This is a genomic window from Brevundimonas sp. G8, from assembly GCF_902506205.1.
Classification (GTDB): Bacteria; Pseudomonadota; Alphaproteobacteria; order Caulobacterales; family Caulobacteraceae; genus Brevundimonas.
Genome location: NZ_LR732816.1, coordinates 1372703 through 1387273, shown reverse-complemented (window position 1 = coordinate 1387273; position 14571 = coordinate 1372703). Strand labels below are relative to the sequence as shown.

Sequence of the window (14571 nt, the reverse complement as noted above, 5' to 3'; positions counted from 1 at the left end):
AACGTCAGACCGGTTCGGTCATCAAGGAGCGCTGATGCGTATCGTACTCGACCTTCAAGCCATCCAGGCCCCAGCAAATCGGAGCCGCGGCATCGGTCGTGCCTATCGCTCTCTTGTGCGGGAAATCATCCTGCAACGTGGAGATCACGAAGTCCTCGTCGTCATCAGCGGCCTGCTTTACGATTATGCCGAAGAGATCTGGGCGCAGCTATCCGACATATTGCCGATAGAAAATTTCCATGTTTGGCATGGCATTGTCGAAGTTAGCTGGCACCAAGCACGACAAAACGACACTTGGGCCTATCAGCGGAGAATCAACACTATTCTGTACCAGTCCTTCCTAACGGGACTGAAACCAGATGTCGTTTTGTTTGGAAACTTTTGCGACGGATACCACGACGCCTGCCTGCTCCCTGTACCCGCCGGAGCCTACGAAATTCCGGTCGTCATGATTTGCTACGACCTCATCCCTCTCGTTTATCCGCAATTGTACGATGACCGCACGGGTAACGGATTCATCGATTTCTACCGCGAACACTTGGCGTACTTAAAAAAATCTCACCACATATTCGCGATTTCTGAGAGCGTTAAGGACGACATCGTTCAGTTCCTTGATTATTCTGCTACCGACATCACGATGACGAGCCTGGGTTTCACAAATCTTTCCACGGCGACGCCCACCAGCAGTCAGGTTCAAGATGTCTGTCACAAGTACAATATAAGGAAGCCATTCATCCTGTACGTCAGTGCACAGGATCCACGGAAAAACCATGTTGGCGTGATCGAGGCATTCGCTCGACTGGAGCCCCACATCAGGGATTCCTATCAAATCGTATTCGCAGGCTCCAACTTCAACGATCTCGGCCGGCTGTCAGCCGTAATTCAGGCGAACGATCTACCGCAAAGTGTGCTGAGCGTTGCGGTGCATCCCACAGACGAGGATCTGCAGGTCCTATACAAGCTGGCTCATCTCGGCATTTTCCCGTCGCTGTATGAGGGATTTGGCCTGGGGATTCTTGAGTCTATGGCCTTCGGGCTTCCTGTGATCGCCTCTAGTACGAGCGCGATGCCAGAAGTCATGGGACGCAACGATGCGTTGTTCGACCCGACCGATGCCGACGACATGGCGGCGAAGATGGCGCAGGGCCTGACCGATGAGGCGTTCCGCTCAGACCTGAGAGACTACGGTCTCGAACACGTCGAAAAATGGGACTGGGCCGCTTGCGGGATGCGCGCGATCGCTGGGCTAGAGCACGCCCATTCCAAGGCCGGCACGCGGCTCCCAGATGGATTCTCGGCCCGGAAGTGGGCGATCGAACAAATCGGCGCGCTGCCGTTGCCCAATACAGCTGCGGGAGCGGAAATAGACACCATTCTGGCAAATGCGGCGACTGCGATTGATCTGACCTACCCGACATCGGCGCCTATCGAACGGCGTCGGATATTCATCGATGTTTCCGAGTTCGTCCATTACGACTACAACACTGGCATTCAGCGCGTAATCAAGTGCATCGTAATCGAAATGGCGCGTCAACTTGAGGATGTCGAACTCGCCCTAGTGTATTCGCATGCTGATGGCATCGGGTATCATTATGCTCGGAACTTGCAGGATCATCTTCTGAACGGGAAATCTAGGAGGCCCTTCGATCAAGAGTCGACTGAGCGGGTGGTCTTTTCCGACGGCGACACCCTGCTCCATTCCGAACTGACGATGCCGCAATTGATCCGGCAACGTTTCCATCTGCAGACGCTTCGCGAGATCGGCGTCAAGACCGTGTTCATTGTCTACGACCTCATCCCGATCAACTACTCGTTCCATGAGGGGCATCATGCCAAGGAGGCGATGCTCAGTTGGCTGTCATGCCTGCTGCAGGGTGACAAACTAATCTCCATATCTCGGGCGACGGAGGACGATGTCCGCGCCAGCGTCATAGAACACGATCTGCCTTTTCAGCCGATGGTCGAGCTTGACTGGTTCCATCTCGGCGGCGACTTCCACAACTATGTCCATCAGGACGCTGTGAAGCGGAGCACGTCGGAGGTTCTGGAGACGTTCCGCGAGAAGGAGATCGCAGGCCTCAGAGGCAAGACCAACTTTTTGATGGTGGGCACGATCGAGCCCCGAAAGAGTCATGCGGATATGCTCAGGGCCATGGAAGTGCTTTGGGAGAAGGGCTCCGACGTGAATCTCATCATCGTAGGAAAGGTGGGCTGGCTCGACGAAAAACAGATGACTTATATCAAGCAACACCCCGAGCTCGGCCGCCGTTTCTTCCTTTTCAACGATCTAACCGACGTTCAACTAGACGAAATTTACCACCTATCGACCTGCCTGCTCTATTTCTCGAAAGTCGAAGGTTTCGGCCTGCCGTTAATCGAAGCGGCGCAGCACGGTGTGCCCATCATCGTTCGGGATGCGCCGGTGTTCAGGGAAGTCTGCGGCGAGCACGCCTTCTATTTCCCCGACAATCTGAGCCCCATAGAGGTGGCGCCCTACATTGAGCAGTGGCTTTCGCTTCATGAAAACGGCGAGCATCCGACATCAACCAATATGCCTTGGCTCACTTGGCGGGAAAGCATTAGAGGCTTGATCACCAAGATCTTTGCGGCGCCTGATCCAACGAAGCGCCCGTTCGCAAGCGGCGATGGACCTCGCGGCGAGCTGCAAGGCGAAACAGGGGTTGCTTGATGCTGATCGACGTCGAACCTAATCTGGTCATCGGTATCCTGCTTTCGCAACCCGAACAGAAGGCGAGCGCCATCCAGAGCATTGACGTGACTGGCGTTGATGGTGTTCAGGTCGACGTCGCCCTTCGAGGCGACGGCCAGGCCCTGCTGAGTTATGCGCAGGCTTTGCAGGCAACCTATCCCGACAGCCATATCCTGCTACTGGACCAAAACGTAGTCGTACCGTCGTCCTTCCTCCAAACCGTACGATCCCAGATCCGCTTCTTCGCAGAGCGCAACGTGGCTTGGGGCGTTATCGGAAACGCGGGCATATCGTTCCCATATTTCAAGCCGGTCAAAAATATGCTCGCCGTGGGTGCCGCGGCAGACCGGTTTGCGGGCGTGGTGCCCGCCGCCCATCTCGATGCCCACCTACTTCTGATCCATCGCGACGTTCGGCTTGAGACTTTCGTGGGGTCGGGCGAGTGTCCAGCGGATGCGCCGGTCGGCGATCTCGCTACGCTCGCCGCATGGGAGGCAGAGCGGCCGTGCTGGATCTGCAATCTGCCGGTCTATCTCGATGGCGCGTCCATCGACGGGCAAGTTGCAGGCGATCGCGACGCATGGGCTCGCTATCTTGCCACGCGGTACAATAACGCGAGCTTCGTCTCCGCGTACGGAACTATCGGCCTGTCCGGCCATGCCGCAGACGCGAAGGATTTTTATTACAGTCTGGTTGAACCCGTGTTGAACCGGGCGACCCATCATCTAGACCGCGCGTCCGTAACGGTCTTCGTTTTCGCGACATACTACGACCCGGACGTATTCGATCGCTGCCTGATGAGCGTCGTCTCTCAGTTCCAGCGGCCCGACGCTGTTTACCTGATCGGCTTGGACCGGCTGGACAGCGCGAAATACGACGAATTCCGCGCTATCGTCGAATGCTATCGCGACTATCTGACGATCCATTGGTCTGAGGAGGAACTTCCGGGAATAGCCGCGATCGATCAATGGCGAACATATCTCCAGCGCACCCCCAACGACGGCTTCAGCCTACTGGTCTACGATGCGTATGTTCTTTTTCCGCAGGCTGTCCGGCAGATTTGCGAGTTCATGCAATTCGCGCTGCGTGACGTGAATGTTCTGCCCATCACGACCGCCGAGATATCGCGGCTCCATCGCAGCGTGGAAACGCGCTTCTCCCCTCGGCCTCAAGCATTCTTCCTGGAAGTAGAGAAGTTTGGCTTTACCCACCGGGAGCAGTGGCTGTCGTCAGAGCCCAGTTCCACGCTGCATTTCACCTTCCCCAACGCTTTCCTCCGAGCGACCCCGCTTGATGGAATCAATCTGTTCGATTTGGGCAGCACCCTGCCACAACGCCTGATGGCCGAGCCGATATCCTTCTTCCTCATCGAGCGGGGTGCGGGCTACATGAGCTTCCAGAAGCCCTCGCCCAACGAGACGATCTCACCGCTGGTGGAGGCGGGTACGCCGTACCACTTGGCGAATAAGGCGGGCGCGCTACTCGATGCGCGATCGAACGTGCTGCAGTACGCCGTAGACGCCGGGGTTATAGCGCCGGGGCTGTCCTGGCGGGACGAAGACGCCGCGTCGCAACGACAAAGAGCAAGGCTGGCCGAATTAGAGGCGTATCGCGATCACGCCGAGCACGAGATCGCCGGTCTGCGAGATTTGGCCGACCGGCAGAAACTGTCGATCAACAAGCTCAGAAACAGCTGGTACTTCAGGACGCGCCGGCGTTTCAAGCGGCTGCGCGATCTGTTTCAGCGCGCGTAATGACTCTGAGCCCCTCCACGGAAACGCAACTCATGACGCTGGCGACCATCCCCGTGCAGATCCTAGCTACGCGGGACGAGATCGACCGCTATATCGAGGACTGCCTTCAATCGCTGACCCGCCAGACGGGTCTTGGCGAAAAGTTCAGACTGGTGCCAATCATCGCCACGCACCAGCCGGTCGACGCTGCGTGGATGCAGGGCCTCATCGAGCGTTTCCAAGGCGAGCATTTCCATCCGCAACATATGACCATCGACCGCTATTGCGGTTATGGCGAAAAGCAGAACCTCATCTGGAATGAGGTGACGCGTTCGATCCCGCGCGACGAGCGCGTGTTCATTGCACTTAACCCCGATACGATTGTCCATCGCGATTGTGTGCTCTCGCTATGGGAGATGTATCTGGCGAAGAAGGACGATGCGTTCGTAGTGGAGGCACGCCAGTTTCCACACGAGAATCCGTACCGCCACTTCAACCCTGACACCTACGAGATTTCGTGGTGCAGCGGGGCATGCGCACTCTATGCCGACGCGTTGTTCGAGACCGGTGGCGGTTTTGATGAACATATCTTCCTTTACTGCGAAGATGTCGATCTCAGCTGGCAAGCGTGGCAATACGGCAAGAAATGCTACTACTGCCCGTGGGCCTATATTTCCCATATGACGGGAGGACTATTCCGGGGCGTCTACCAGACGCACAAATATCCTCAGCACGCCTATTACATGGGGCTAGGCCATTTAATCCTGGCAAAGAAGTACTTTGGGCACGATGAGGCGCGCTTCGCAGATCTGCTCAAAGTGTTCGAACAAGATGTTTATACGCCCGACGTGGTCAAAGATCGCTGTCTGCGAGACTTCCGGGCTATGGAACCCGAGCTCGTGGTGTTTGACCGGCCGATGAAGGAAATCCACATGGGCCGCTTCGGTGAGTTCACCGGAACGGTCTGACGCTGGACCTACGCATTTCTTATCGCTTTGCCACGTTCCACGTCGCCGATATAAGCGCGGCGCCCAACCGAATTTGTCCAGCTATACCTGTTCACTCCATAGTATCGTCTAGAAAATCCCGGCTGGGAGGCCGTTCGCATGAATGTTTTGATCACGGGCAACATGGGATACATCGGCCCCGTTGTCGTACGCCATCTGCGCAGAACGATGCCGGACGCCCGGATATACGGCTACGACAAGGGCTATTTCGGACACTGTTTGACCGACGCTGCAATGCTCCCGGAAAACGATTGCGACGTGCAGTATTTCGGGGATGTCCGGGCGTTTCCGGACGAAGTCCTGGAGCAGATTGACGCCGTGGTGATGCTGGCGGCGATCTCGAACGATCCGATGGGCGCCAGCTTTGAGAAGGTGACCGACGAGATCAATCATCTTGCCTGTGCCGATATCGCCAGGCGTGCCGTGGCCCGCGGCGTGAAACGCGTCGTGTTCGCCTCCAGCTGCAGCATGTACGGTTCCGCAGAAGGCGGCGCTCGCAAGGAAACGGACGCACTCAATCCTTTGACCGCCTATGCTCGCTCTAAGGTGGCGACCGAGCAAGCCTTGGCTGCGCTCGATCCCGGTGACGCGGTCATCACGTCTCTGCGTTTTTCGACGGCGTGCGGCATGTCTCCGCGCCTAAGGCTAGACTTGGTGCTCAACGATTTTGTCGCCTGTGCGCTGGCCAGCGGGGAAATCACCATTTTGAGCGATGGCCAACCGTGGCGGCCGCTGATCGACGTCGAGGATATGGCGCGGTCTATCGAATGGGCGCTGACACGTGAGGCCGATCAAGGCGGACAATATGTCGCCGTGAATGTAGGCGCGGCCGAGTGGAACTATCAGGTGCGCGATTTGGCGGAGGCCGTAGTGCGGCGTGTCCCCGGCGCCAGACTCAGCATCAACGCTGACGCTCCACCAGATCGTCGATCCTATAAGGTCGATTTCGAGAAATATCGTCAGATCGCACCGCAGCATCAGCCGCAGGTCACGCTTGATCAGGCGATCGATCGGCTGAAGATCGGGTTGGAGGGAATGCACTTCTCCGACGCCAATTTCCGCAACTCCCAGTTCATGCGACTTAAGGTGCTTGAGGCGCATATCGACGACGGCAGACTGACGTCGGACCTCAACTGGACGGCCCGGTAGACGGACGCGGCGATGAAGATCCTGCTGACAGGGGTGAGTTCCTTTACGGGCGCCTGGTTCGCCCGGGCGCTGGCTGAACGCGGACACGAGGTTCAAGGAACTCTGCAGCGTCCAGTAGACACATACGGCCCCGCGCACCAGGCGCGCTTCGGCTTTATGGAAAGCGCCGGCGTCAGCCTTTTGGCGTCGCATCCGTTCGGGCACGACGCCTTTCTCCAGACGCTGGCAGAGGGGTTCGACGTCCTCTGTCTGCACGGCGCCTATGTGCACGACTACAAAAGTCTTGATTTCGACGTCGTCGGCGCGGTCCAAGCGAACACACGCAACCTGAGGGAGGTCGTAAGCCTCGCGAAGCAAAGTGGAGTGCGGCGCCTGATTGCGACAGGCAGCGTGTTCGAAGAGGGCGAGGGCGCAGGCGAACAACCGTTGGGCGCGGCGTCCCCCTATGGCCTATCGAAGGGCATTACCTGGGCGCTGTTTCGCGCCTATTGCGAGCGCGCCGACCTGCCTTCGGCAAAGTTCGTTATCCCGAATCCCTTCGGCCCCTACGAAGAACCGCGTTTTTGCGCTTATCTGATGAGGTGTTGGACCAACGGGCAGGTCGCTCGCGTCAATACGCCGTCCTATATCCGCGACAATATCCCGGTCCGGATGCTTGCCTCGGCTTATGTCGACTTCGTGGCCCGCGCCGCAGCGGCAGAACCGGTGCTTTATTGCCGCCCTAGTTGCTACGTTGAGAGCCAAGGAAGTTTCGCAGCACGCTTCGCAAGAGAGATTGGGCCCCGCCTGGCCCTGGAAACACCGTTGAGCTTTGCGGTACAGACCGAGTTCGATGAGCCGCGGATGCGGGTGAACACTGATCGCGACACCGTCAACCATGATGAGGCCAGTTGCTGGGACGAGCTCGCAGCCTATTACCGGACCGTCTATCCGACAGAGCCTTCCTGAATGCTGAGGGTTGATGCGATGGTCGTGGGGGCTGGCGTCATCGGCTTGGCTATAGCGCGCGCGCTTCAGAGGGCTGGACGTGAAACGGTCCTGATTGAGAAGGAGTCGTCTTTCGGAACGCAGACGAGTTCGCGCAGTTCGGAAGTGATCCACGCGGGAATTTACTACCCGGCCGGCTCGTCGAAGGCGCGGTACTGCGTATCCGGTAAAGAGAAGCTCTACGCCTATTGCAGGCAACGAGGCGTGCCGCACCGCCAGATCGGCAAGCTGATTGTTGCAGCATCGCCCGCCGATGTCTCAATCTTGGCCAACTACGAGCGTCGCGCCGTCGATAACGGCGTGGAAGACTTGGTATGGGTAGACAGGCAGCAGATCGCGACGATGGAGCCCGCGATCAAATCGGAAGCGGGACTTCATTCGCCAAGCACCGGCATCATCGACAGCCATGCCTATATGCTCGCTCTGCTCCACGATTTTGAGGACGCGGGCGGCATCTTTCTGCGCCAGACTGCATTTGTGGCGGCAAAAGTCAGACGAGACGGACACCAAGTGCAGTTGGGGGATGGCACAGAGGTGCTTGTCGAGTGGCTGATCAATGCGGCCGGGCACGCTGCGCCCGCCGTCGCCACACTTATCGAGGGATTGCCGGCGGATCATATTCCGCGACCGGCCTACGCGATTGGCCATTACTACGCTCTACGGGGGAAAGTTCCATTCAACCGTTTGATCTATCCGGTCGCCGAAGCTGGAGGCCTTGGCGTCCATGTGACGATCGACATGGCAGGATGCGCTCGGTTCGGTCCGGATGTTCGCTGGATCGATGACCTGGACTACGCATTCGACGACAACCGCCGGTCAGACTTCGCCGCAGCCATCCAACGGTATTACCCGGACCTCGCGATCGACGACCTCGAACCCGCCTATACCGGCATCCGACCAAAGATTGGGTCGCCTGACAATTTAAGCCCCGACTTTCAAATTGATGGTCCCGACGCGCATGGCAGGCATGGCCTAGTTAACCTTTTCGGCATCGAATCACCAGGGTTGACGGCGTCGTTGGATATTGCGGATGCCATCTCGGACCTTGCCAGCGGCAGCGCCCAGCTACACAGACTTTAGCGGGCGCGTTTTCCTTGACTTGCCCGCCATGTCGGGCAAATCGTCGGCAACAAAGGGACCGCCGCAAGGGTGTGTCCCTGCAGCACAGAGAGTGTGAGCAATATGGGATTTCAATGTAATCTGTGCGGCCAGCAGCACACTGATCTCCAGCCGCAACTCATTTGGCGCGAGGGATCGTCATGTCATCATTGTCATTCCACCCCCCGGTTCAGGGCGATGGGCTATCTCGTCACCAAGGCGATGCTGGGCAAGGGGGCCGTCTTGGCGACTCTGCCCGAGCGCAAGGATATCGTCGGCTGTGGAATGTCCGATTCAGAAAACTATGCCGGGCACTTTCGGCGTGTTTTTTCCTACACCAACACCTTCTACCATCAGGAGCCGCTCCTAGACATCACCCGTCCGGTGCCGGACGAAGCGCGCGATACGATGGACTTTATCGTCTCTAGCGATGTGTTCGAGCACGTCACCCATCCCGTATCGCGAGCGTTCGAGAACACTTATGCTATGCTGCGCCCCGGTGGAACGTTCGTGTTTTCGATGCCTTATTACGACGCTTTGACTGATGAATTTTTCCCTGACTTGCATGATTATCAAATCAAGGAAGAAAATGGCGTGTTCATCATAGAGAATACCCGAGTAGACGGAACCACCAGCCGTTACGACAATCTGATCTTCCATGGTGGCCCTGGCACCGTGCTTGAGATGCGGAAGATCTCCAAGACAGACATGATATCGCACCTCGAAAAGGCTGGCTTCGTGGATATCGAATTCTGCCATCATGTTGAAGAATTTGGCATTTTCAATCACTACCCGCTGCCGCTGACGGCACGCAAACCGGCCGCATCCAAGCGTTAAGGCTGTCACCTGCATGACCCAGGTGGATTGGCCGTTCGGCTTATCGGCTGAACTTTAGGGCCTGCTAGAACAGCGCGGTGGCCCTCTCTTGCGCAAAGAGTGGCGATCTATTGAAGCTACAGCAAAGCGGCAATCGCATCGTGATGAGTTCACAATGCGATTGCCGAACAGCGACATGGTCACCTTATTATCTTCTCTGCACTCGCGCTGGCCTCGACCACCACTTGAAAAGCTTTCAGACAAGCCCAAGTCCGGCGTACATTGTACGGACCCTATCTGCATGAGCCTGCGGCGAAAACGCCGCAGCACGGACACGGCCACGGCGCACCAGTTCGTCCACCAGATCGTCATCTACGGCTAGCGCCTGGATTCCCTTGGTGATGGCTGGCACATCGTACGGATCGACCATGAATGCGGCGTCGCTGGCCACTTCGTGCAAAGCCCCCCCCGTCGAAGTAAGCACGGCAGTGTCCAAAATCATGGACTCCAGAACTGGAAGACCAAAACCTTCGTAAAGCGAGGGGAACAAGGTCGCCCGCGCCCCACGTACCAAACTGATCAGCATAGAATACGGCATATATTCATAGCGCCGGATACGTTTTCCTGCTCGAGTACCATCTCTTTGCACCTGATCGAGCAACGAGATTTCCCCTTCCTCCAACCATGCTCTACCACCCACGATAACGAGCGGTCGTTCGACGCCAGAGGCCAGGTATGCTTCGACAATCCGTCCGACATTTTTCTTTGGCTCGATCGCGCCATAATAAAGGAAATAGTCTTTCCAACCGAGATCGAAGACGCCCTCCACCTCCAGAGCGACTTCATCCTGCGACCTGCCAGATATTGATTCCGGTATAGAAACAGATTGATATGTATTGGTAACGCGATCCGCACTCACGCCTAGCAGTTTTACTACATCGTTCTTTGTTGTTTCAGAAACCACCGCGATATGATCGGCTTTTTTTGCAATAAACTCACACATGGAGAGGTATCTTTGCTTGTCTTCCATAGTAGTGTGCGGAAGACGAAGTGGTATTAGATCGTGTATAGTGTATATGTTAGCCGAATTTTTCGCATACAATGGCAATGTGGCCGTCCATTGAACTGCATCAGGGCGACCAACATGACCAACTGCTTCAAATGCAACGGGCGTCACTTGGCCATAGGCCTGAAAGCAACGATGCGCATAGTGAAACAGATTGCCCGCCGCCCAAAAGCAGTCCGCCTGGGGGCGGCCGCCACCTCGCGAAGACCAGATCACATTGTCGCTGGGGACAATCGGATATGCTGATCGCCCAAACTGCGACATGGCCGTACGTTTGAAGCGATCAAGCTTCTGGCCTTTTGCGGGCTGCCGAATGGCGTCGGCAAGAGTCACTTCGGATATCTTGCGGCTATCTTTAGCAGGTGGGCCATAGAGAACTTGGCCACTTATGCCGATATCGTTGAACGCCGTAAGCAGGTTGCGACTGTATGTGGCTATGCCCGATCCTTTGGGCAGGGCAAGATTGAAGCCGTCGATGCAAATTGCAGACACGAGCGATTCCGTCATTATTATCAGCAGCAGCCAGCCTAGCATGAAGTCGCCGTGGCGCCGCCAGTGCATCGACGCGATCCTGCCCAATCGATTGCGCTATGCAACAACTCCCACAGGGCATGGGTGGCCGGGTTTCGCTACTGGACGGCTAGAGAGGTGACCATCGCAGTCATCAACAGGCGTTTCGAAACCAAACACCAGACGCTCTGCGAGGCACAAACCCGGTAGGCCCGCTGACCAGTTCAGCGTGCGGATAGTTGGTTGTGATGGGATCACCCAAAACGTGCACCGCGCCATTTCCACGATTATGCCTTGCCGACACTCTGAGGCGCGCATGGCCGTATTGTATTGGCGGGGCCGGTGAAGCCTAAAGGTTCAGCAACGCCGGATCCCCGCCTTGGGCAGCGATGTTCACGCTGATCGCCTTCTCGGCGGCGTAGCGGATCAGGCTGTTGGGTCCGCCGGCCTTGGGGCCGGTGCCCGACAGGCCCTCGCCACCGAACGGCTGGACGCCAACCACCGCCCCGGTGATCGAGCGGTTGACGTAGACGTTGCCGGCCGGGACCAGGTCGACCACCTCGGCAGCGAAGGCTTCGATGCGGCTGTGGACGCCCAGGGTCAGGCCGTAGCCGCGCGCGGCGAGCTTGCCGGCGACCGACTTCAGGTCGGACGGGGCGTAGCGGTAGATGTGCAATATGGGACCGAAGACCTCGCGCTCCAGGAAGTCGGGCGTGGGAATTTCGGCGATGGTGGGGGCGAACAGGTCGCCCTTTTCCGCGCCCAGCGGCAGGTCGGCGCGGGCGATGATCTTGGCTTCCTTCGACAGGCGTTCGACGTGGGCTTCCAAGGCGCGGCGCGATTCCGTGTCTATGACGGGGCCGATGTCGGTCTTGGGATCGACGGGATCGCCGACGGTCTGGACCGCAAGCGCGCCCTTCAGGCCCTCGATCAGGGCGTCGGCCGAATCCCTGGGCACATAGAGGACCCGCAGGGCCGAGCAGCGCTGGCCCGCCGAGCCGAAGGCCGACTGGATCACGTCGTCGATGACCTGTTCCTTCAGCGCCGTGGTGTCGATGAACATGCCGTTCAGGCCGCCGGTCTCGGCGATGAAGGGGATGATGGCGCCGGGGCGGGCGGCGATGGAGCGGTTGATGGCGGCGGCCGTATCGGTGCCGCCGGTGAAAGCGACGCCGTCGATGCCGGGGTGCGTGACCAGGGCTGCGCCGACGGTCTCGCCGCGGCCAGGGACAAGGGCGAGCAGGTCGGGGTTCAGACCAGCCTTGTGATACAGGCGAACGGCCTCGGCGGCGATCAGTGGCGTCTGTTCGGCGGGCTTGGCTAGGACGGCGTTGCCGGCGGCCAGGGCGGCGGCGATCTGGCCGGTGAAGATGGCCAGGGGGAAGTTCCACGGGCTGATGCAGGCGAAGACGCCGCGTCCGTGCAGGAACAGTTGGTTGGTTTCGCCGGTCGGGCCTTTCAGGGTTTCCGGCGCGGTGAAGTCGCGTTCGGCCAGCAGGGCGTAATAGCGGCAGAAGTCGGCCGCCTCACGCACCTCGGCGACGCCGTCGTTCAGGGTCTTGCCCGCCTCGCGGCTGAGCAGGGCGACCAGACGGTCCAGGTCGGCCTCCAGCGCATCGCCCATAGCCCGCAGGACGATGGCGCGCTTGGCGCCGCCTTGGCGATCCCATTTGACCTGGGCCTCAGCGGCGGCTTGGACGGCGGCGTCGATGTCGGCCGGTTCGGCCTCGGACACATGGCCCAGCACCTGCGACCGGTCGAAGGGATTGGTCACGGGCTGGGCGTCGATGCCTGCGCGCAGCTTGCCCCCGACGATGGGACCGGAGGTCAGCTTCTCGCGATCGACGCCCTCCAGCGCCTTGGCGTGGGCTTCACGGTCGGCGGCCTGGGAATAGTCGCGGCCGAGGGAGTTCTGACGATCGCCGTACATGTCTTTCGGAACCGGAATCTTGGGGTGACGGTCGGGCGCTTGCTCGACCAGGGAAATGGGATCGGCCGCGACCGCCGAGGCGGGCACGCGCTCGTCCAGCAGGGCGTGGACGAAGGAGGAGTTGGCGCCGTTTTCCAGCAGGCGCCGCACCAGATAGGGCAGCAGTTCCTCATGCCCGCCGACGGGGGCATAGGCGCGGACGATGACGACTTCGTCGGCCCAGGCCTCGTGCGCCGCGTCGTAAAGCGCTTCGCCCATTCCGTGCAGGCGCTGGTGCTCGACGGTCACATTCCGGTCGCGGGCCATGAGACGCACGGCCGCCAGAGTGTGGGCGTTGTGGCTGGCGAACTGGCTGTAGATCGCAGGCGCCGCCTCGATCATGGCCTTGGCGCAGACGAGGTAGTTCAGGTCGGTCGCCGCCTTGGTCGTGTAGACGGGGTAGTCGGTGCGGCCGAACACCTGGGCGCGCTTGATCTCGGTGTCCCAATAGGCGCCCTTGACCAGCCGCACCATCAGGCGACGGCCCGAGCGGCGGGCCAGGTCGGCGACCCGTTCGATCGTCTCCAGCCCGCGCTTCTGATAGGCCTGAACCGCCAGACCCAGGCCGGTCCAGCCGCCCAGGCTGGGTTCCTGCGCCAGCCGATCAAGCAGCTTCAGCGACAGGGCCAGACGGTCCGCCTCTTCGGCGTCCATCGTATAGTTGATGTCGTATTTGGCCGCGATCTGGGCCAGGCGAAGGATGCGGGGATACAGGGTCGCCCACACGTCGTCCTCGTGCGTCGCCTCATAGCGGGGCGATAGAGCCGACAGTTTCACCGAGACGCCGTGGCCGTGTTCCGGCCCCTGACTTTTTGACGTCTTGCCCACCGCCTCAATGGCGTCGGCGTAGATCTTCTCGTAGCGGTCAGCGTCGGCGACGGTGCGGGCGCCCTCTCCCAGCATGTCGAAGCTGCACAGCCAGCCTTCCTTGTTCGACCGCTTCAGCGCGCCCTGGATGGTGCGACCGACGACGAACTGTTCGCCCATGATCTTGACGGCGGTGGCCACCGCCTGGCGGATGACCGGTTCGCCCAGACGACCCGCGATCCGCTTCAGGAAGCCGGGTAGGTCGCTGCGCGCCTCGTCGTCGACATCGACCAGTTTGCCGGTCAGCATCAGGCCCCAGGTCGAGGCGTTGACGAACAGGCTGTCGGACTGGCCCAGGTGCGAAGCCCAGTCGGCGGAGCCGATCTTTTCGGCGATCAGCCGGTCGCGGGTCTCCTCGTCCGGCACGCGCAAGAGGGCCTCGGCCAGGCACATCAGGGCCAGACCCTCGCGGGTGCCCAGCGAGAACTGCTGCAGGAAGCTTTCGACCACCCCCTGCTTCTTCTGGCTGCGGCGCGCATGTTCGACCAGAGCCGTAGCCTCGGCGACGACATCGGCCCGTTCGGTCGCATCCAGAGGCATGCGCGCCAGGTTGTCGGCGACGGCTTCGCGTTCGTCGCGGAACTTGTGCGTATCCAGACCCTCCCAGGCGGCCAGGCTCGAAGGCGTGAAGGCGGGGGTGGTCATCGGCGACAGATCCT

9 protein-coding genes are annotated in these 14571 nt (G+C 59.4%); 7 read left to right on the top strand and 2 right to left on the bottom strand.

Annotated elements, in window-relative coordinates; genetic code table 11:
- Positions 1-34: 34 nt before the first annotated feature.
- The 7 genes from CHRYSEO8AT_RS06695 to CHRYSEO8AT_RS06665 all read left to right on the top strand — a co-directional run bounded on the left by CHRYSEO8AT_RS06695 (position 35) and on the right by CHRYSEO8AT_RS06665 (position 9521).
- Positions 35-2689: a glycosyltransferase family 1 protein gene (locus CHRYSEO8AT_RS06695; protein WP_159848096.1), complete on the top strand. Its 2655-nt coding sequence runs from the start codon at positions 35-37 to the stop codon at positions 2687-2689.
- On the top strand, positions 2689-4464 hold the full coding sequence (locus CHRYSEO8AT_RS06690; protein WP_159848092.1) for a hypothetical protein: 1776 nt from the start codon (positions 2689-2691) through the stop codon (positions 4462-4464). The genes CHRYSEO8AT_RS06695 and CHRYSEO8AT_RS06690 overlap by 1 nt, the downstream gene beginning before the upstream one ends.
- A gap of 32 nt (positions 4465-4496) precedes the next feature.
- Complete coding sequence (locus CHRYSEO8AT_RS06685; RefSeq protein WP_159848089.1) at positions 4497-5411, top strand: hypothetical protein; 915 nt, start codon at positions 4497-4499, stop codon at positions 5409-5411.
- A 138-nt stretch (positions 5412-5549) separates the two neighbouring features.
- The gene (locus CHRYSEO8AT_RS06680; protein ID WP_159848086.1) at positions 5550-6599 is read left to right on the top strand and encodes an NAD(P)-dependent oxidoreductase; all 1050 of its coding nucleotides are present in this window, start codon (positions 5550-5552) and stop codon (positions 6597-6599) included.
- Positions 6600-6611: 12 nt separating this feature from the next.
- Positions 6612-7547, top strand: coding sequence for an NAD(P)-dependent oxidoreductase (locus tag CHRYSEO8AT_RS06675; protein ID WP_159848083.1), 936 nt, complete (start codon positions 6612-6614; stop codon positions 7545-7547).
- Positions 7548-8666, top strand: coding sequence for an NAD(P)/FAD-dependent oxidoreductase (locus tag CHRYSEO8AT_RS06670; RefSeq protein ID WP_159848080.1), 1119 nt, complete (start codon positions 7548-7550; stop codon positions 8664-8666).
- 216 nt (positions 8667-8882) lie between these two features.
- The gene (locus CHRYSEO8AT_RS06665; protein WP_159848077.1) at positions 8883-9521 is read left to right on the top strand and encodes a bifunctional 2-polyprenyl-6-hydroxyphenol methylase/3-demethylubiquinol 3-O-methyltransferase UbiG; all 639 of its coding nucleotides are present in this window, start codon (positions 8883-8885) and stop codon (positions 9519-9521) included.
- A gap of 235 nt (positions 9522-9756) precedes the next feature.
- Here the strand turns inward: CHRYSEO8AT_RS06665 and CHRYSEO8AT_RS06660 are convergent, their stop codons facing one another.
- Both CHRYSEO8AT_RS06660 and putA read right to left on the bottom strand, forming a co-directional pair.
- Positions 9757-11127: a glycosyltransferase family 1 protein gene (locus CHRYSEO8AT_RS06660; protein ID WP_159848074.1), complete on the bottom strand. Its 1371-nt coding sequence runs from the start codon at positions 11125-11127 to the stop codon at positions 9757-9759.
- A gap of 298 nt (positions 11128-11425) precedes the next feature.
- Positions 11426-14557, bottom strand: a complete 3132-nt coding sequence (gene putA, locus CHRYSEO8AT_RS06655) for a bifunctional proline dehydrogenase/L-glutamate gamma-semialdehyde dehydrogenase PutA (protein WP_159848071.1) — start codon at positions 14555-14557, stop codon at positions 11426-11428.
- Positions 14558-14571 lie beyond the last annotated feature (14 nt).